The organism is Mesorhizobium sp. WSM4848 (genome assembly GCF_055811375.1).
Genome location: NZ_JBVVPX010000005.1, coordinates 1 through 18,687, shown reverse-complemented (window position 1 = coordinate 18,687; position 18,687 = coordinate 1). Strand labels below are relative to the sequence as shown.

Genomic DNA, 18,687 nt, shown 5'->3' with positions numbered 1-18,687 from the left:
GTTCGCAGCCCCAAATCAGGCTGGCGGCACCTGCTACACAATAGCGGGGTTTTTCCAGGTCCGGCGCCCCTTCGGGGGCTCCGACATTTTGTGCCTGAGCATCGGATTCGCCCAAAAACCGGTGCCCACTCCTGGGTCCGATGCTTGTTGTTTGAGCATCGGATTCTCGCAAAACCGGTGCCCAGTTTTGGGTCCGATGCGGTGCTTTCAGCGCCGCCCCCTAGCCAGGCTGCCGAGGATGCCGCGCACGATCGCCCGTCCAACCGACGTGCCGACCGAGCGAACCACCGATTTGATCGCCGCCTCCGCCACCGTCTGGCGATTGGACGCTCGCGGCGCCGGTGCCCGCCTGCCGCCGGTGGGCTGGCGGGCGGGATCGTCATTGCCGAAGCCTGGAATGGTCCAGCGCGTGCCGCCGCTCTCCTGCTGCTGCGCCGCCGCGTCCAACGCATCCTTGGCTTTTTTCTGCAGCATCTCGAAAGCCGATTCGCGATCGACGGTCTGGTCGTACTGTCCCGCAACCGGGCTCTCGGTGATCAGCGTGCGGCGCTCGTCAGGCGTGATCGGGCCAAGGCGCGACGACGGCGGGCGAACCAGCGTCCGCTGGACCATGGACGGAACACCTTTGGCTTCCAGCGTGGAGACCAGCGCCTCGCCGGTGCCGAGCTGCGTGATCACCGTTGCACAGTCGAAATCGGGATTGGGCCTGAACGTCTCGGCGGCGGTCCTCACGGCCTTCTGCTCCCGTGGCGTGTAGGCGCGCAGGGCGTGCTGCACTCGGTTGCCGAGCTGGGCCAGAACGGTTTCGGGGATATCCAGCGGATTCTGGGTGACGAAGTAGACGCCGACGCCCTTCGAACGGATCAGGCGGACCACCTGTTCGACGCGGTCGATCAGCACCTTCGGCGCGTCGTCGAACAGAAGGTGCGCCTCGTCGAAGAAGAAGACCAGCTTTGGCTTGTCGGGATCGCCGACTTCGGGCAGCTCCTCGAACAGTTCCGACATCAGCCACAACAGGAATGTCGCATAGAGCCGGGGATTCATCATCAGCTTGTCGGCGGCCAGCACGCTGATCGCGCCGCGCCCGTCGCGGGTGGTGCGCATGATGTCGGCGATACGCAATGCCGGCTCGCCGAAGAAATTCGTCGCGCCCTGCTGCTCCAGAACCAGCAGCGTGCGCTGGATTGCGCCAACCGAAGGTTTCGTCACATTGCCGTAGCGAGCGCCGATTTCTTCGGCGCGTTCGGCGATGTTGGCAAGAAGCGCTTGCAGGTCCTTCAGATCCAGCAGCAACAAGCCTTCCTCGTCGGCGATGCGGAAGGCGATGTTCATGATGCCTTCCTGCGCCTCGGACAGGTTCATCAGGCGCGACAGCAGCAGCGGCCCCATTTCCGAGACGGTGGCGCGGATCGGATGGCCCTGCTCGCCGAAAAGATCCCAGAAGATGACCGGAAATTCCTGGAAATCATAGGGATCGAGCTTGACCTGCTCGGCGCGCTTGACCAGAAAATCCTGTGCCGTGCCCATCATGGCGATACCGGACAGATCGCCCTTGATGTCGGCGCAGAAGACCGGCACGCCGGCATTGGAGAAACCTTCCGCCAAAATCTGCAAGCTCACGGTCTTGCCGGTGCCGGTCGCGCCGGTGACCAGCCCGTGACGATTGCCGTACTGAAGCAGCAGGTTTTCGGCGCGCTGGTAGCTGTCGTCAGGCTTTCGGCTGGCTCCGATGAAAATACTGGTGTCGTCAGCCATGTGTTCGGTCTCCGCAAACCTGAAGTGTTGAAAGCCCTGATCTATTGAAAGTAACGGGGCTCGCCGCAGGTATAATGACGCCATTGCGTAGCGACAATGGCCATGGTCGAAATTGGGTTTTGGAGCTTGCGGATTTTGCGCATGTTTGGCAATCGGTTGACGGTTCACCGTAGCAGGACGCGTGTTGCATTGTGATATGCGACGGGGAACCGTAGACTGACGTTCCAGGCCTATCGGCCGAGAAGACGAGGAGAGCGGATGGCCGGTGCCTTGAACCACGATGCCGAACTTCCGAACCCTGACCGGCAGCGGTGGCTGGCCCTTGCGGAAAAAGCCCTGGCCGGCGGATCCTTCGAGGAAAAGCTCGTATCCCATACGGACGATGGCATCCGCATCGAACCGCTTTATGATCGTTCGGTCACCGCAGAGCCTCTCGCGCGGGCAAACCCCGGATCGACGTGGATCGTCAGCCAGCGTATCGACGATCCGGATGTCGGCCGCGCCAAAGCCCAGGCCCTGGAAGACGTCGCACAGGGCGCCACCGGATTGTCGCTTGTCTTCGAAGGCGCGCCGAATGCGTTCGGCTACGGCCTGCCGAGGACTGCCGAGGCGCTGGAGACCGTGCTCGACGGCGTGCCGCTCAACCGCATCCAGGTCCGCATCGACGCCCATCCCTGGAGCCGCGCCGTAGCCGACTGGCTGGTTGCGTTTTTGGGCAAGCGCCGGTCAGACCCGGCAAAGCTCAACCTGTCCTTCGGTATCGACCCGGCGGCGATCTTTGCCGGAACCGGCCGGTTGCGGATGTCGATCGAGGCCTTGCAGGCATCGATGCCGCAGTCCCTGGCGCACTTTTTCTCGATGGGCGTGCCCGGGGTCCTGCTGGAGGCAGACGGACGCGTCTTCCACAATGCCGGCGCCACCGAAGCCCAGGAGCTGGGCACCATGATGGCTTCGGCGGTCTCCTATCTCCGGATGTTCGAGGAGGCGCGCCAGCCGCTTGTCTATGCGGCGCCCCATATCGGCTTTGCGCTGAGCGTCGACCAGGACCAGTTCGTGTCGATGGCCAAGGTCAGGGCCCTGCGCAGGCTGTGGGCGCGGGTCCAGGAGGCATGCTCGATCTCCGCCGCCACCGCCAACATCCATGCCGAGACGTCGTTCCGCATGATGACTTCGGCGGACCCGGAGACGAACATCCTGCGCACCACGATCGCCGCTTTTGCCGCGGCAGCCGGCGGGGCGGACTCGGTCTCCATCCTGCCGCATACGATCGCGCACGGCCTGCCGGCGGGCTTTGCCCGCCGTGTTGCCCGCAATACGCAACTGATCATGGCCAACGAAAGTCATATCGATCATGTCGCCGACCCTGCTTGCGGTTCGGGCGCCGTTGAAGCGCTGACTGCCGAACTCTGCGAAGCGGCGTGGGAAGAATTCCAGCGGATCGAGGCGGAAGGCGGCGTGCTGTCCAGTCTGCAGCAAGGACACATCCAGAAACGGGTTCAGGCGGCCGCCGCCCGCCGCAATGTTGCCTATCAGGCGGGCGAGCGGGCCATCATCGGCACGACGCTTCACCCATCGAAGAGCGAACGTCCGGTCGAAACCTTGGCGGCGGAGCGGCGGCCCGCGGTCACCGAGGGCGTCGCGGTGTGCGAGCCGCTGTTTCCGATCCGTATCGATCAATCGATCGGAGCAGCATCATGATCCCGGATTTCAGCCAAATCGGCTGGTCGGCGCCGCGCCGGGCGCCGATCGAGGTCAAGGGCCAGCGGATGACCCCGGAAGGACTGGCCATCAAGCATCTGTACAGCCAGGGCGACCTCAAGGGGTTGCCGCATCTCGACACTTATCCGGGCCTGCCGCCATTCGTGCGCGGCCCCTACCCGACCATGTATGTCCAGCAGCCCTGGACGATCAGGCAATATGCCGGCTTCTCGACGGCGGAAGAGTCGAACGCCTTTTACCGGCGCAACCTCGCGGCCGGCCAGAAGGGACTGTCGGTCGCTTTCGACCTTGCCACGCATCGCGGCTACGACAGCGATCATCCGCGCGTTGCCGGTGACGTCGGCATGGCAGGCGTCGCCATCGATTCCATTCTCGACATGCGCCAGCTCTTCGACGGCATCCCGCTTGACGAGATGACGGTGTCGATGACCATGAACGGCGCGGTGCTGCCGATCATGGCGCTCTACATCGTCGCCGCGGAAGAACAGGGCGTTGCGCAAAAGGACCTCGCCGGGACCATTCAGAACGACATTCTGAAAGAGTTCATGGTGCGCAACACCTACATCTATCCGCCAAAACCTTCGATGCGGATCGTGTCGGACATCTTCTCCTACACGTCGCAGCACATGCCGAAGTTCAATTCGATTTCGATCTCCGGCTATCATATGCAGGAGGCAGGGGCGACCGCCGACCTCGAGCTCGCCTACACGATCGCCGATGGCATCGAATATGCCCGCGCCGGTGTCGCGGCGGGTCTCGATATCGACCGTTTTGCGCCGCGCCTGTCCTTCTTCTGGGCGATCGGCATGAACTTCTTCATGGAGGTCGCCAAGCTGAGGGCAGCCCGCCTTTTGTGGTCGACGCTGATGCTGAAGAACTTTTCGCCGAAGGACGAGCGCTCGCTGTCTCTGCGCACCCATTGCCAGACTTCGGGCTGGTCGCTAACGGCGCAGGACCCTTACAACAACATCATCCGCACCATGATCGAGGCGATGGCGGCGACGCAGGGTCATACACAATCGCTGCACACCAACGCCTTCGACGAGGCGATGGCGCTGCCGACCGACCATTCGGCCCGCATCGCCCGCAACTCGCAGCTCATCCTGCAAAAGGAATCCGGCACCATCCGCATCATCGACCCGTGGGGCGGCTCTGCCTATCTCGAACGGCTGACGCATGATCTGGCGGCGCGCGCGCTTGCCCATATCGAAGAGGTCGAGAGCCTGGGCGGCATGGCCGCCGCAACCGAAAAAAACATACCGAAGCTGCGCATCGAAGAGGCCGCCGCGCGCACGCAGGCGCGGATCGATTCCGGCGAGCAGATCCTGGTCGGCGTCAACGCCCATCGTCCAGAGACGGATATCAAAGTCGACGTGCTGAAGATCGACAACGCCGAAGTCAGAGCCCGGCAATTGTCGAAACTGCAGCGGCTAAAAGGCACGCGCGACGTCGGTGCGGTGGAGAATGCACTGAATGCACTGACCCGAGCTGCCGAGAGCGGCGAAAATCTGCTGGAGTTCGCCATTCGCGCGGCACGCGCCAACGCCACGGTCGGCGAGATTTCGCTGGCGCTGGAAAAGGTCTTCGGCCGCCATGTCGCCTCGGTCCAGACGATCTCCGGCGTCTATCGCAAGGCGCTCGGCGACAATCCGGTGGTCGATCGGCTGCAGGACAAGATCGTGGCGTTCGAGGAGAAATCCGGCGGCAAGCCACGCATTCTCGTCGCCAAGATGGGACAGGACGGCCACGATCGCGGCCAGAAGGTGATCGCCACCGCCTTTGCCGATCTCGGCTTCGACGTCACCGTCGGGCCGATGTTCCAGACGCCGGACGAGATCGCGAGGCTTGGCGTCGAGCACGACGTGCATATCATCGGCGCCTCGTCGCTGGCGGCGGGCCATTTGACGCTCATTCCCGAACTCAGGGACGCGCTGAAGAAGCTTGGCCGCGACGATATGCTGATCGTTGCCGGCGGCGTCATCCCGCCGCAGGATCATGAGGCGGTACGGCAGGCGGGGGCGGCGGAGATCTTCCCGCCGGGCACGGTTATCCCGGAAGCGGCGGAGCGGCTGATGGATAGGCTGCTGCAGGCCGGCTGAACTTGTTATAACCATGTTGCAACGACCGACAACCTGAGTTATAATCAGCGTTGCAACAAAGGCTGAATCCATGAACACGACCATTCGCAAGATCGGCAATTCCGAAGGCGTGATCCTGCCCAAGGAAATTCTCGATCACCTGAATCTGAAGGCCGGCGATCAGCTTGAGATCGTCGAAACGAGCAAGGGCATCACCCTTCGGCCAGTGGACGACAGCTTCGAGCGGCAGATGGAAGCTGCTCGCCAAGTCATGGACAAATACAAAGTCGCGCTTCAGAAGCTCGCCGAATGAGCTGGGAGTTCCTGAGCCGGCGTGCGGTCGAAGCGATGCACGCCGAGCAGTTGCGTCGGCACGGCGGAGCGCACGGTTTGAGGGATGAGAATGCCCTCGAATCGGCGCTCGCCCGAGCCGAGAACAAGGCGAACTATGGTGATCCATCGATCGAGGATCTGGCCGCCGCCTATATCTTCGGCATCGCCAGAAATCACGCCTTTGTCGACGGCAACAAGCGCACGGCCATCGTCGCCGCCGGCGCGTTCCTGATTGTCAACGGCTATGTGCTGACGGCCGACAACGGCACGATCTATGAGTTCGTCATGGGCGTCGCCGCCGGCGAAATCGACGAGGCTGGCGCGGCGGCTTTCTTTCTCGATCATGTCGTCAAGATCGAGAACTAACTATCCGAGAGCTTCACAATCTCCCATTCCTTGCCGTTCACCACGGCAATTTCGCCGACCTTCTTGCCGAACAAGGCGAGAGCCATCGGTGAAACATGGGAAATCGTCCCCTTGGCCGGATCGGCCTCATCCTCGCCGACGATCTTCCAGTGCACCTTCCTGCCGTCATCGCCTTCCAGGGTGACACCCATGCCGAAGCGAACCAGGTCGCTGCCCGGTTCCGGCATGGAAAGCTCGGCGCTTTCACGCCGCGCGGTCCAGTAGCGCAGGTCGCGCGAGATGAGCGCGATGCGCTCGCGGTCGGCCCTCTTCTCCGCTCTGCCCAGATCATCGCGCAGGGCAGCCAGTTCGGCGTCGATCAGCGCCAGGCCGCGTTGCGTCACCAGATTGCGGTGGTGGCTGATCGGCCGCTCGCCGATGCCGGCGATGGCGTTTTCGCTATCCTCTTCGCGCGTGAAGGCTCTGCTCATCAGTCGAGCTTATGCTTCGCGTGACGACTCCACAAGCTATTGCCGGCAAACCGGATCTGCCGATCCGGTCTGGCACGATTCCTGCGGCGCGACAGCCGAACGCTGGGACCCTGTGCCGATGTTGAACAGACGAAAATTGCTTTTGCAGACCGCCGGCTTTGCCGTCCTGGGCCTCTCGCTCGGCAAGGCAGCGGCGGGCAGCCTGACTGGCGTCGACAATGCCCCGATGCGCGGCTCGATCAACGCTGCCGACCTCGGCGTGCAGCCCGGCGCGCTTGACGACCAGAGCAAGGCCTTCGCCAGGCTGCTGCGCGAGGCAAACGACCGCGACATGCCGGTGTTCCTGCCGCCGGGACCCTATGTCGTATCCAACCTTTCGCTGCCCGGTCGTATAAGACTTTCCGGCGTGCCGGGCGCATCGCGGATCGTCTATGGCGGCAACGGCCATCTGCTCATGGCCGAACAGGCCGAGCATATCGAATTCACCGGGCTGGCGTTCGACGGCACCAATCGCCGGATCGGCGATTACGCGCAAGGCCTGCTCGACCTCCGCCGCGTCGCTCACCTCGTCATCGACAATTGCCAGATCACCGGCAGCGGCAAGAGCGGCCTGGCGCTCGAGCACGCTTCGGGCCGAATCGAGCGTTCGAAAATATCGGGCGCGGCCGACGCCGGCATCTATTCGGTCGAAGCCGCCGGCCTGGAGATATCAGGCAACACCGTTTCCGATTGCGCCAATGGCGGTATCCTCGTGCACCGCTGGCAAGCGGCCGAGGACGGCACCATCGTCAGCGGCAACCGCGTCGAGCGTATTCAGGCGCGTAGCGGCGGAACCGGCCAGAACGGCAACGGCATCAATGCGTTCCGCGCCGGTAACGTCGTCATCTCGGGCAATATCGTCTCGGACTGTGCGTTTTCGGCGATCCGCGCCAACAGCGCGAGCAACCTGCACATCACCGGCAACACCTGCTCGCGATCGGGCGAAACGGCGCTCTATTCCGAATTCTCCTTCGAAGGGGCGATCGTCAGCAACAACATTGTCGATGGCGCCGCCAATGGCATCTCGCTCGTCAATTTCAACGAAGGCGGCCGCATGGGCGTGTGTTCCGGAAACATTATCCGCAACCTCGCGACCAGCGGCCCCTACCCTGCCGATCCGCCCGGTTTCGGCATCGGTATCAACGTTGAGGCGGATACCACCGTCTCCGGCAACGTCGTCGAGAATGCACCGCTCTATGGCATGCACATCGGCTGGGGGCCGTTCATGCGCAATGTGGTCGCCACGGGAAATATGATCCGCAAGGCGGGAACAGGCATCGCGGTCACCGTGGTCGAGGGTGCTGGAACGGCGGTCATCTCCGACAATGTCATCGACGGCGCCCAAAACGGCGCGATCGTCGGCCACCGCTGGGCCGAGCCGGTGACCGGCGATCTCGCCTCATCAGGCAATGCCGGCTATGCGCATCTGACCATCGGACGCAATCATGTGAGCTGAATGCCCGTTCTCAGCTCAGCGCAGCGGAGGGGCGGAGTGAGCCGACCTTGGCGCCGATCCGGCTTTCTATGGGCGGATGTGCCTGTTCGATCAGTATCGCCGCCAGAGCCTTGTCGGAGTGCAAAACCTTGGCCATGCACGCCGCGACCATGACTTCAGCGGCGCGGCCGGCGCCATCATCGCATTTCACTGCAATGCCAAGGCCAAGCTCGGGAAGTGCCGCGCAATAGACGCCTTCGGCCCCTCCCTTGACAAAAATCCGGCCTGACGCGACCTGCATGAGCGCAACATCGGCCCTGCCCGTGCCGGCGACCAGAAATGGCTCGGCCATGCAGGCGGAAAGCAGCCGCTTTGCGGCCTTGGCGCGAACGGGTTCAAAGCCGATACCTGTGGCCATGCGGGCAAAGCCGAGCGCGAAGCTGCGCAGCGGCACGGCATAGGTCGGGATCGAGCAGCCGTCGGTGCCGCAATGATCGACATCATGGGCGGCACCGGTCACCGCTTGCATTGCATCGCGCACCATCTCTTGCGAGGCATGGCCTGATTTGACGTAGCCGCGATGGGCGACGCCGGCGTGGACGCAGGTGCAAAGGAAGCCCGCATGCTTGCCAGAACAATTGTTGTGCAGCGCGTTTGGCAAATTGCCGTTGCTGGCCAGCGCAATTGTCGCGTCATGGCTTGACGGCCAATGCGCGCCGCATTCTAGCGCCGCGTCGTCCAGCCCGGCTTTGGCCAGCATCGCCCGCGCCAGTTCGACATGCGCCGGCTCGCCGGAATGCGAAGCGCAGGCTAGCGCCAGTTCGCGGTCGCCGAAACCGTACGCATCGGCCGCGCCGCTTTCGACCAGCGGCAGCGCCTGGATCGCCTTGACCGCCGAGCGCGGAAACACCGGGCGAGCCGTATCGCCGATTTCCAGGAACGGCTTACCATCGGCATCGAAGACCGCAATGGCGCCACGATGCGCGCTCTCGACCACGGCGCCGCGCAAAACTTCGACTAGAACCGGATTTGTCATGAATTCCCCGCTAACGCATGACGTCGAAGATCGGATTCGATTTTCGAAAAGGATCATGCGGAAAATCAAAGTGTTACAGCGTCCTTGCGCGCCCGGAGGGCGCGCGGCGCTGTAATGCGGGCGGGTTTTATCTGATCCGATCGAGAATGGAAACATAGTTGGCGACGGCGGCGCCGCCCATATTGAAGATGCCGCCGAGCTTTGCTCCGGGCACCTGGATGCCGCCGGCCTCGCCTACGAGCTGCATGGCGCTCAGCACATGCATCGACACGCCGGTGGCGCCGATCGGATGGCCCTTGGCTTTCAGCCCGCCTGACGGATTGACCGGCAGCCGACCGTCCTTCGCCGTCTCGCCGTCCAGCGCCAATTTTGCGCCCTCGCCCGGTTTCGCCAGGCCCATCGCCTCATATTCGATCAGCTCGGCGATGGTGAAGCAGTCATGCGTCTCGATGAAGGACAGATCGTCGAGCGTCACACCGGCCTTGTTCAGCGCCTGGTTCCAGGCCTGCTCGCAACCCTCGAATGCCAGGATGTCACGCTTCGACATCGGCAGGAAATCCTGCACATGCTCGTTGGCGCGGAAAGCGACGGCGCGGCGCATCTTCAATGCCGTCGCCGTGTCTGCAAGCACCAGGGCGGCGGCGCCGTCCGAGACCAGCGAGCAGTCGGTACGCTTCAGGGGACCGGCGACGAAGGGGTTCTTCTCGCTCTCGTGCCGGCAGAACTCATAGCCGAAATCCTTGCGCATCTGCGCGTAGGGATTGTCGACGCCGTTCCTGTGGTTCTTGGCGGCGATCATCGCCAGCGCGTCCGACTGGTCGCCATAGCGTTGGAAATAGGCTTGCGCGATCTGGCCGAAAACGCCGGCGAAGCCTGCCGGCGTGTCGCCCTCCTCGGGCAGATACGAGGCCTTGAGAAGATTCTTGCCGATTTCCGGACCTGATGTCGTCGTCATCTGCTCGGCGCCGACCACCAGCACGATGCGCGCCGCATGGGCGTCGATGGCGCGGATGCCTTGCCTGACCGCCGCCGAGCCGGTGGCGCAGGCGTTCTCGACGCGCGTCGCCGGCTTGAAGCGCAGCCGGTCGTCGGCCTGCAGCACCAGGCTTGCGGTGAAATCCTGTGCGGAAAAGCCGGCATTGAAGTGGCCGAGCACGATCTCGTCGACCTCGTCCGGACCGATGCCGGCATGATCGAGCGCCTCGCTAGCCACCTTGGTGATCAGGCCCTCCAGCGTCTCGCCTTCGAGCTTGCCGAAGCGCGAATGCGCCCAGCCGACGATGCATGCTGTCATGGTTATCTCCATCCTGCGGGCCGGGCTACGCGATGTCGCGGCGCGCGATCAACATTGTTCAAGCATGAACCGTTCCAGCGACTTCGTAAAGGGGCCAGAACCACACAACCACTTGATCTTGATATCTGGTCACGGCGCCTGACTTTTGCCACCACATCACGACGGATTTTTGTTGATTGATCCGTCAATAAAAAATAATCTTGCCGCAACGGAGCGGAGCAAAGATGCCGAAAATCGGAATGGAGCCGTTGCGCCGCAGGGCGCTCATCGACGCGACGATCTCGGCAATCGGCGAGCGCGGTTCGCTTGATGTGACGATGTCGGAAATCGCCGGGCGCGCCGGCGTGTCCTCGGCGCTCGCCCATCACTATTTCGGCGCCAAGGACGAACTTTTGCTGGCGACGATGCGGCACATCCTGGCCGAGTTGACCGCTGACATGCGGCGCGCGCTTCGATCGGTCAGCACGGCACGCCAGCGCGTTTCGGCCGTGGTCGCCGTCAATTTCTCCGACGCCCAGTTCCAGCCGGAAACGATAGCCGCCTGGCTCGCCTTCTATGTCGAGGCGCAGAAATCGCCAGCGCTGCGCCGGCTGCTCAAGGTCTATGCGCGGCGCCTGCATTCCAATCTGGTGAGCGGGCTGACTGGCATTCTGCCGAGAAGCGAAGCCGACCGCGTCGCCGAGGCGACAGCGGCGATGATCGACGGGCTCTACATCAGGCGCGCGCTGAAGGACGGCGTGCCCAATGCCGCGACCGCGATTGCACTGATCGAGGACTATCTCGAAACGAAACTCAGCCGGCGGAGCGCGCAGTGACGTCGAAGCGACCCAATTTTCTGATTGTCATGGTCGATCAGCTCAACGGCACATTGTTCCCGGATGGGCCGGCGGACTTCCTGCATGCGCCGCATCTGAAGGCGCTGGCGGCTCGTTCGGCACGTTTCAAGAACAACTACACGGCCTCGCCGCTCTGCGCGCCGGGCCGCGCCGCGTTCATGAGCGGCCAGTTGCCGTCGCGCACCGAAGTCTATGACAATGCCGCCGAGTTCGCCTCTTCGATCCCGACCTATGCGCATCATCTGCGTGCCGCCGGCTACCACACCTGCCTGTCCGGCAAGATGCATTTCGTCGGGCCGGATCAGTTGCATGGCTTCGAGGAACGGCTGACCACAGACATCTATCCGGCCGATTTCGGTTGGACGCCGGATTATCGCAAGCCCGGCGAGCGGATCGACTGGTGGTATCATAATCTCGGTTCGGTGGCCGGCGCCGGTGTCGCCGAGATTACCAACCAGATGGAATATGACGACGAAGTCGCTTTTCACGCGGTGCAGAAGCTTTATGATTTCGCCCGCGTCTCGGACGATGCCGCGCGCCGGCCGTGGTGCCTGACCGTCTCCTTCACCCATCCGCACGACCCCTATGTCGCCCGGCGGCGTTATTGGGATCTCTACGAGAACTGCCCGGCGCTCGAGCCGGATGTCGGCTTCGTCCCCTACGACCAACAGGACCCGCATTCGCAGCGGCTCTACCGCGCCAGCGACTATGACAGTTTCGACATCACCGGCGAGCAGATCCGCCGCGCGCGGCGCGGCTATTTCGCCAGCATCTCCTATCTCGACGACAAGGTCGGCGAACTGCTGTCGGTGCTCGAGCGCACGCGGATGCTCGATGACACGATCATCCTGTTCTGCTCCGATCATGGCGACATGCTCGGCGAGCGCGGCCTGTGGTTCAAGATGTGCTTCTTCGAGGGCTCGGCGCGCGTGCCGCTGATGATCGCTGGAAAAAACATTTCGGCCATCCTGATCGACGCACCGGTCTCCAATCTCGACGTCGCGCCGACGCTTTGCGACCTCGCCGGCATCGACATGAGCGCGATTGCGCGATGGACCGACGGCCAGTCGCTGCTGCCGCTGCTCGACGGCAAGGAACGCACCGCACCGGTGCTGATGGAGTATGCGGCTGAAGGCTCCAACGCGCCGATGGTGGCGATCCGCGAGGGCCGTTACAAATTCATCCATTGCGAGATCGATCCGCCGCAACTGTTTGATCTTGAATCGGATCCGCGGGAATCGATCAACCTCGCCGCCGACCCGGCGCACGCGGCTTTGGTGGTTTCCTTCACCGACAAGGTTTTGGCGCGCTGGGACATGGCTGCCTTCGATGCCGCCGTACGCGCCAACCAGGCGCGCCGCTGGGTGGTCTATCCGGCGCTGCGCAACGGCACGCATTACCCCTGGGAATTCCAGCCGCTGCAGAAGGCTTCGGAACGTTACATGCGCAACCACATGAACCTCGACCTGCTCGAAGAGCAGAAGCGCTTTCCGCGAGGCGAATGATGACAGACAGTCTTGTTGAGGCGGATTTCGTCATCATCGGCGCCGGCTCGGCCGGCTCGGCCATGGCCTACCGGCTGTCGGAGGATGGCAAATATTCGGTGATCGTCATCGAATTTGGCGGCAGCGACATCGGGCCGCTGATCCAGATGCCGTCGGCGCTGTCGATCCCGCTCAATATGAGCCTCTACGACTGGGGTTTTGCAAGCGAGCCGGAGCCGCATCTCGGCCGCCGTGTGCTGGCGACGCCGCGCGGCAAGGTCATCGGCGGCTCGTCCTCGATCAACGGCATGGTCTATGTGCGCGGCCATGCCCGCGATTTCGACCATTGGGCCGAACAGGGCGCGGCTGGCTGGGGGTTTGCCGACGTGCTCCCCTACTTCAAGCGCATGGAGGACGCCAACGGCGGCGAGAACGGCTGGCGCGGCCACGGCGGCCCGCTGACCGTGCAGCGCGGCTCAAGGACGAATCCACTCTACGGCGCCTTCGTCGAAGCAGGCCGTCAGGCTGGCTTCGAACTGACCGACGACTATAACGGCGCGAAGCAGGAAGGCTTTGGGCCGATGGAGCAGACCATTCGCGGCGGCCGCCGCTGGTCGGCGGCGAGTGCCTATCTGAGGCCGGCGCTGAGGCGGAAAAATGTAAGCCTGGTCAAGGGCTTCGCCCGACGAGTGGTCATCGAGAATCAACGCGCCACTGGTGTCGAGATCGAAGTGCGCAGACGGATTCAGGTGATCAAGGCGCGACGTGAAGTGATCGTTGCCGCGTCCTCGATCAATTCGCCCAAGCTCCTGATGCTGTCCGGCATCGGCCCGGCCCAGCATCTCAGGGAATACGGCATTCCGGTGATCGCCGACCGGCCCGGCGTCGGCGGCAACCTGCAGGACCATATGGAGCTCTACATCCAGCAGGAATCGACGCAGCCGATCACGCTGAATTCGGTGCTGAACCCGTTCTCCAAGGCGCTGATCGGCGCGCAATGGCTGTTCTTCAAGTCGGGCCTCGGCGCAACCAACCATTTCGAGGCGGCCGCCTTCGTGCGCTCGCGCGCCGGCGTCGACTATCCCGACATCCAGTATCATTTCATCCCGGCGGCGGTCCGCTATGATGGCAAGGCGGCGGCGAAGGCGCATGGTTTCCAGGCGCATGTCGGGCCGATGCGATCGAAGTCGCGCGGTTCTGTCATGCTGCGCTCGCCAGATCCCAGATCGAAGCCGGTGATCCGCTTCAACTATATGTCGCATCCGGACGACTGGATCGAGTTCCGCCACTGCATCCGGCTGACGCGCGAGATCTTCGGCCAGTCGGCATTCGACCCTTATCGCGGCAAGGAGATCTCGCCGGGCTTGCACGTCCAATCGGACGACGATCTCGATGCCTTCATCAGGGATCACGCCGAAAGCGCTTACCACCCTTGCGGCACTTGCAAGATGGGCCGCAAGGATGATCCGATGAGCGTCGTCGATCCGGAATGCCGTGTCATCGGCGTCGACGGGCTGCGGATCGCCGATTCTTCGATCTTCCCGCGCGTCACCAACGGCAATCTGAACGCGCCGTCAATCATGACCGGCGAGAAGGCCGCCGACCACATTCTCGGCCGCACGCCGCTGCCGCCGTCCAACCAGGAACCATGGATCAATCCGCGCTGGCAGGTGTCGGATCGATAGAGCGACGTGCGTCCATTCGGACGCACAAGCGCTCTATCGCTTTTTTAGTCCTCGCATCGTGCTTTCCGGAAATCGATTCCGATTTTCGGGCCGATGCGATAAGCGATGATCCGGCGGACTGCCCGCCCGCCGGTCCCTGCGAAAGACAATTTGGAGAAGCTCCCATGCGCGCCCAGCCAAAGGCATCGCACTATGTCAACGGACGCTACATCGACGACGAGCAAGGTGCGCCGTTGCCAGTCATCTATCCGGCAACCGGCGAGACCATCGCGATGCTGCGTTCGGCGACGCCGAACGTGCTGGAGCTCGCGATCGAAGCAGCGCGTGCAGCACAACCGGCCTGGGCGCGGCTGAAGCCGGTCGAGCGCGGTCGCATCCTGCGCCGCGCCGCCGACATATTGCGCGCGCGCAACGCCGACCTGGCGCGCATCGAGACGCTGGATACCGGCAAGGCGATCCAGGAGACGCTGGTGGCGGACGCGCCGTCGGCAGCCGACTGCCTCGAATATTTCGGCGGCGCGGTCGCTGCCTATAATGGCGAGTCTGTCGATCTCGGCGGCCCCTTTGCCTATACAAGGCGCGAGGCGCTGGGCGTCTGCGTCGGCATTGGCGCCTGGAACTACCCGATCCAGATCGCCGGCTGGAAATCGGCGCCGGCACTCGCCATGGGCAACGCCATGGTGTTCAAGCCGTCAGAGAATACGCCGCTGTCGGCGCTGGCGCTCGCCGAAATCTACACCGAGGCCGGCCTGCCCGACGGGCTGTTCAACGTCGTGCAAGGCTATGGCGATGTCGGCGCCGGCCTCGTCGGGCACGATGTCGTTGCCAAGGTCTCGGTGACCGGTTCGGTGCCGACCGGCCGCAAGGTGCTGTCGCTCGCCGGCTTGAAGATGAAGCATGCCACCATGGAGCTTGGCGGCAAGTCGCCGCTGATCGTCTTCGACGATGCCGATCTCGAAAATGCCATTGGCGGCGCCATGCTCGGCAATTTCTATTCGACCGGCCAGATCTGCTCCAACGGCACGCGGGTCTTCGTGCAGAAGGGCATCCACGACCGTTTCGTCGAACGGCTGGTCGAGCGGACCAAGAAAATCCGTGTCGGCGATCCGCTCGACCAGGAAACGCAGATGGGGCCGCTGGTCTCCAAGGCGCAGCACGAGAAGGTCATCTTCTATATCGGGGCCGGCAAGCAGGAGGGTGCTGTCCTCGCCTGCGGCGGCAATGTGCCTTCGCTGCAAGGTTTCCAGGGTGGCTTCTTCATCGAGCCGACGGTCTTCACCGGCGTCACCGACACCATGCGCATCGCGCGCGAGGAGATTTTCGGGCCTGTCATGAGCGTGCTGAAATTCGACGGTGAGGACGACGTGATCGAGCGCGCCAACGATACCGAATTCGGCCTTGCCGCCGGCGTGTTCACGCGCGACCTGCCGCGCGCTCACCGCGTCATCGCCGAGCTGCAGGCCGGCACCTGCTGGATCAACGCCTACAACCTGACGCCCGTCGAAATTCCCTTCGGCGGCTTCAAGCAGTCGGGAATCGGGCGAGAAAACTCGCTTGCCGCGTTGGCACTCTATTCGCAGTTGAAGTCGATCTATGTCGAGACCGGCGACGTCGCGAGCCCCTATTGACGCTCATCGGCGCCGCCGTCCAGAGACCTTAGCCAGAGAACTTAGAACGTCTGGTTGTAGGCGCCGACTTCAGGGCTGCGGCGCAGCACCGCATCGACGGCTTCGAACATCTGCCGGCGCCGCTCCGACGACACCGGGCTCTCCACCACGACGACAAGCTCCGGCTTGTTCGACGACGCCCGCACCAGGCCCCAGGTGCCGTCCTCGGCAACGACGCGCACGCCATTGACGGTTATCAGATCGGCGATCTTCTGGCCGGCGAAGACCGTGCCTTCCCGCTTCATTGCCTGGAAGTCGGAAACGACTCGCTCGACCACGCCGTATTTCAGCTCGTCGGCGCAGTGCGGCGACATGGTCGGCGTGCCGAAGGTCAGCGGCAGGTCGCGATAGAGATCGGCCATGCTGCTTGTCGGGCTGCGATCCAGCATCTCGCAGATGGCGATGGCCGTGATGAGCCCATCGTCATAGCCGCGCCCGATCGGCGGGTTGAAGAAGAAATGACCGGATTTCTCGAAACCGGCGATGGCGCCAAGCTCGGCGACGCGCCGTTTTATGTAGGAGTGGCCGGTCTTCCAGTAGTCGGTGACGGCGCCATCGGCGCGCAGCGCGGCGTCGGTATTGAACAATCCGGTCGACTTGACGTCGACGACAAAGGTCGAGCTGGGATGCAGGCGCGCAATGTCGCGCGCCAGCATGACGCCGACCTTGTCGGCGAAGATCTCGTTGCCTTCATTGTCGACCACGCCGCAGCGGTCGCCATCGCCGTCGAAGCCAAGCCCGACGTCTGCTCCTGTCTCCAGCACCTTGTCGCGGATTGCGTGCAGCATCTTCATGTCTTCGGGATTGGGGTTGTAGTTCGGAAACCTATGATCGAGTTCGACATCGAGCGGGATCACCTCGCAGCCGATCCGTTCCAGCGCTTCAGGTGCAAAAGCGCCGGCGGTGCCGTTGCCGCAAGCGGCGACCACCTTGAGCTTTCTCGCTATGCGCTTGTCGCGGGTCAGGTCGTCGAGATAGATCTTGCGGAAGTCCGCAACGAACTCATAGGAGCCGCCGCCGACCAGGTCGAAGTCGCCGGCAAGCACGATCGCCTTCAATGCGCTCATTTCCTCCGGACCGAAGGTCAAGGGACGCGCCGCCCCCATCTTGACGCCGCTCCAGCCGTTCTCGTTGTGCGAGGCGGTGACCATGGCGACAGACGGCGTGTCGAGCGCGAACTGGGCGAAATAAGCCATCGGCGACAGCGCCAGCCCGATATCCCTGACCCGCGCGCCGGCGGCCATCAACCCGGAAACCAGCGCCAGCTTGATCGCCAGCGAATAGGAGCGGAAATCATGCCCGGTCACGATGTCCGGCCCGGCGCCCAGGCGCCGGATCAGCGTGCCGAGCCCCATGCCGAGCGCCTGCACGCCGATCAGGTTGAGCTCCGGCGGCTCGGCAGAGCCAGGATGGCCGAACCACCAGCGCGCATCATACTCACGAAAGCCGGACGCCTTGATCAGCGCCGAGGTTTCAAACTCGAAAGTGTTGGGAAGGGCTTCGCTAACAATCTTCAGGGACAAGACAGCAACTCCAAGCGGCTGGATTCAGAGTGGTTTCAACGCAGGTGGCCATGCCTATAACACGAGCCCTTATGCGGTGTTTATCCCGCAGGGAACTGAAACCTGTATGACGTTAAGGCGAAACGCCAAGAAATGCGACAGAGGCGCTGCCATTGGCGCTTGCAGGAACGAAGTACGGCGGCTATAAGCCCGCGGTCTGGTCACGGAGTGTAGCGCAGCCTGGTAGCGCACATCGTTCGGGACGATGGGGTCGCAGGTTCAAATCCTGCCACTCCGACCAGAAAAATCAAGCACTTAGCTTTTTCCCGAAGCCGCCACCAACTGTGATCGGCTCGCGCACCTTGCGCGGCCGGTCATTTTCTGGCACACATAAATTATGTCGTCAATATCTGTCTCACAAAAAAAGCGAGGCCGCCCGCCAACTGGCGAAACCCCTCGTGTTGGGGTTCGCCTCTCCGCCGATCTTCGCGGGGGTATCGAAGCCTTCATTGCCGACCAGCCGGAGTCGCCGCCCAATCAGTCTGACGCAATCCGTCTCATTCTGACCGACTATCTCCGCGACAAAGGCTATCTGTGAAAGCGACGCGACTACGCGAAGAAGACACAATGCGAGTGCTGCGCGATCATGAGCGCCTTATCCGCTCAAGCGAGTTCTGGCGCGGCAAGCCGATAGGCGCTGAAGCGGCCGTCCGAAGGCTTTATCTGACAGGGGCCGGCGATTGCGGCGGTTCGTCGTGGCCGTCCGATGCATCGCAAGACGAGATCGATGCCCGCATCGCGGCCGAACGTGCGCTGGAGCGCAAATTCGCGGCGATATGGAAACGCGATCGGCCGAAGTGGATCGTCAAGCTTGGGCGGAGGGCGTTTGTGGTCGACGAGCGGGTGCCTGAGGCAGGGCAACGAGTCCAGGTTAACGGAGTTGGAGAGCTGCCATCAGGTAGTCGGTATCCCAGGTTGCGAGTTTTCG

General features: G+C 63.1%; 15 protein-coding genes and 1 tRNA gene. 11 read left to right on the top strand and 5 right to left on the bottom strand.

What is annotated here, in order from left to right; genetic code table 11:
• Positions 1–207: 207 nt before the first annotated feature.
• Positions 208–1,755 carry a helicase HerA-like C-terminal domain-containing protein gene (locus tag AC0L16_RS06820; RefSeq protein WP_473619773.1) on the bottom strand — a complete coding sequence of 516 codons (1,548 nt, stop codon included), beginning with the start codon at positions 1,753–1,755 and terminating at the stop codon, positions 208–210.
• A gap of 258 nt (positions 1,756–2,013) precedes the next feature.
• Between AC0L16_RS06820 and AC0L16_RS06815 the strand changes: the two genes are divergently transcribed.
• The 4 genes from AC0L16_RS06815 to AC0L16_RS06800 all read left to right on the top strand — a co-directional run bounded on the left by AC0L16_RS06815 (position 2,014) and on the right by AC0L16_RS06800 (position 6,251).
• On the top strand, positions 2,014–3,453 hold the full coding sequence (locus AC0L16_RS06815) for a methylmalonyl-CoA mutase subunit beta (protein WP_473619772.1): 1,440 nt from the start codon (positions 2,014–2,016) through the stop codon (positions 3,451–3,453).
• Positions 3,450–5,573, top strand: a complete 2,124-nt coding sequence (gene scpA / locus AC0L16_RS06810) for a methylmalonyl-CoA mutase (RefSeq protein WP_473619770.1) — start codon at positions 3,450–3,452, stop codon at positions 5,571–5,573. Before AC0L16_RS06815 ends, scpA begins: the two co-directional genes overlap by 4 nt.
• Positions 5,574–5,643: 70 nt before the next feature.
• Positions 5,644–5,865 carry an AbrB/MazE/SpoVT family DNA-binding domain-containing protein gene (locus AC0L16_RS06805; protein ID WP_473523361.1) on the top strand — a complete coding sequence of 74 codons (222 nt, stop codon included), beginning with the start codon at positions 5,644–5,646 and terminating at the stop codon, positions 5,863–5,865.
• Positions 5,862–6,251, top strand: a complete 390-nt coding sequence (locus AC0L16_RS06800; RefSeq protein ID WP_473619769.1) for a type II toxin-antitoxin system death-on-curing family toxin — start codon at positions 5,862–5,864, stop codon at positions 6,249–6,251. Before AC0L16_RS06805 ends, AC0L16_RS06800 begins: the two co-directional genes overlap by 4 nt.
• On the opposite strand, the gene greA is transcribed toward AC0L16_RS06800, so the two are convergent.
• Complete coding sequence (gene greA, locus AC0L16_RS06795; protein ID WP_473619768.1) at positions 6,248–6,721, bottom strand: transcription elongation factor GreA; 474 nt, start codon at positions 6,719–6,721, stop codon at positions 6,248–6,250. The two genes, AC0L16_RS06800 and greA, sit on opposite strands and share 4 nt — an antisense overlap.
• 118 nt (positions 6,722–6,839) lie before the next feature.
• On the opposite strand from greA, the gene AC0L16_RS06790 reads away from it, so the two are divergent.
• Positions 6,840–8,216 carry a TIGR03808 family TAT-translocated repetitive protein gene (locus tag AC0L16_RS06790; protein WP_473619767.1) on the top strand — a complete coding sequence of 459 codons (1,377 nt, stop codon included), beginning with the start codon at positions 6,840–6,842 and terminating at the stop codon, positions 8,214–8,216.
• A 10-nt stretch (positions 8,217–8,226) separates the two neighbouring features.
• Here AC0L16_RS06790 and AC0L16_RS06785 read toward each other — a convergent pair whose 3' ends face one another.
• Positions 8,227–9,231: an asparaginase gene (locus AC0L16_RS06785; RefSeq protein ID WP_473619766.1), complete on the bottom strand. Its 1,005-nt coding sequence runs from the start codon at positions 9,229–9,231 to the stop codon at positions 8,227–8,229.
• A gap of 127 nt (positions 9,232–9,358) precedes the next feature.
• Positions 9,359–10,525 (bottom strand): acetyl-CoA acetyltransferase, encoded by a 1,167-nt coding sequence (locus AC0L16_RS06780; protein ID WP_473619765.1) that lies wholly within the window; start codon positions 10,523–10,525, stop codon positions 9,359–9,361.
• A 224-nt stretch (positions 10,526–10,749) separates the two neighbouring features.
• Between AC0L16_RS06780 and betI the strand changes: the two genes are divergently transcribed.
• The 4 genes from betI (at position 10,750) to betB (ending at position 16,158) form a co-directional block, all read left to right on the top strand.
• Positions 10,750–11,340 (top strand): choline-binding transcriptional repressor BetI, encoded by a 591-nt coding sequence (gene betI, locus AC0L16_RS06775; protein ID WP_473619763.1) that lies wholly within the window; start codon positions 10,750–10,752, stop codon positions 11,338–11,340.
• Positions 11,337–12,866, top strand: a complete 1,530-nt coding sequence (gene betC, locus AC0L16_RS06770) for a choline-sulfatase (protein WP_473619762.1) — start codon at positions 11,337–11,339, stop codon at positions 12,864–12,866. The genes betI and betC overlap by 4 nt, the downstream gene beginning before the upstream one ends.
• The gene (gene betA / locus AC0L16_RS06765) at positions 12,866–14,530 is read left to right on the top strand and encodes a choline dehydrogenase (RefSeq protein WP_473619761.1); all 1,665 of its coding nucleotides are present in this window, start codon (positions 12,866–12,868) and stop codon (positions 14,528–14,530) included. The genes betC and betA overlap by 1 nt, the downstream gene beginning before the upstream one ends.
• Before the next feature lie 164 nt (positions 14,531–14,694).
• A complete protein-coding gene (gene betB / locus AC0L16_RS06760) occupies positions 14,695–16,158 on the top strand; it encodes a betaine-aldehyde dehydrogenase (RefSeq protein ID WP_473619760.1) in 1,464 nt (487 codons plus the stop codon).
• A gap of 41 nt (positions 16,159–16,199) precedes the next feature.
• Here betB and AC0L16_RS06755 read toward each other — a convergent pair whose 3' ends face one another.
• Complete coding sequence (locus tag AC0L16_RS06755) at positions 16,200–17,720, bottom strand: phosphomannomutase/phosphoglucomutase (protein WP_473619759.1); 1,521 nt, start codon at positions 17,718–17,720, stop codon at positions 16,200–16,202.
• A 203-nt stretch (positions 17,721–17,923) separates the two neighbouring features.
• On the opposite strand from AC0L16_RS06755, the gene AC0L16_RS06750 reads away from it, so the two are divergent.
• Positions 17,924–18,000, top strand: a tRNA-Pro gene (locus AC0L16_RS06750).
• A gap of 326 nt (positions 18,001–18,326) precedes the next feature.
• Positions 18,327–18,687 (top strand): hypothetical protein (locus AC0L16_RS06745; protein ID WP_473619758.1); only part of this gene is annotated, 361 nt, incomplete at its 3' end.

Bases quoted from the DNA above. Each gene is read 5' to 3' on its own strand.
- AC0L16_RS06790 (WP_473619767.1), top strand. From the start codon at position 6,840: ATGTTGAACAGACGAAAATTGCTTTTGCAGACCGCCGGCTTTGCCGTC.
- AC0L16_RS06820 (WP_473619773.1), bottom strand. From the start codon at position 1,755: ATGGCTGACGACACCAGTATTTTCATCGGAGCCAGCCGAAAGCCTGAC.
- scpA (WP_473619770.1), top strand. From the start codon at position 3,450: ATGATCCCGGATTTCAGCCAAATCGGCTGGTCGGCGCCGCGCCGGGCG.
- betB (WP_473619760.1), top strand. From the start codon at position 14,695: ATGCGCGCCCAGCCAAAGGCATCGCACTATGTCAACGGACGCTACATC.
- greA (WP_473619768.1), bottom strand. From the start codon at position 6,721: ATGAGCAGAGCCTTCACGCGCGAAGAGGATAGCGAAAACGCCATCGCC.
- AC0L16_RS06800 (WP_473619769.1), top strand. From the start codon at position 5,862: ATGAGCTGGGAGTTCCTGAGCCGGCGTGCGGTCGAAGCGATGCACGCC.
- betI (WP_473619763.1), top strand. From the start codon at position 10,750: ATGCCGAAAATCGGAATGGAGCCGTTGCGCCGCAGGGCGCTCATCGAC.
- AC0L16_RS06785 (WP_473619766.1), bottom strand. From the start codon at position 9,231: ATGACAAATCCGGTTCTAGTCGAAGTTTTGCGCGGCGCCGTGGTCGAG.
- AC0L16_RS06780 (WP_473619765.1), bottom strand. From the start codon at position 10,525: ATGACAGCATGCATCGTCGGCTGGGCGCATTCGCGCTTCGGCAAGCTC.
- betA (WP_473619761.1), top strand. From the start codon at position 12,866: ATGACAGACAGTCTTGTTGAGGCGGATTTCGTCATCATCGGCGCCGGC.
- AC0L16_RS06805 (WP_473523361.1), top strand. From the start codon at position 5,644: ATGAACACGACCATTCGCAAGATCGGCAATTCCGAAGGCGTGATCCTG.
- AC0L16_RS06815 (WP_473619772.1), top strand. From the start codon at position 2,014: ATGGCCGGTGCCTTGAACCACGATGCCGAACTTCCGAACCCTGACCGG.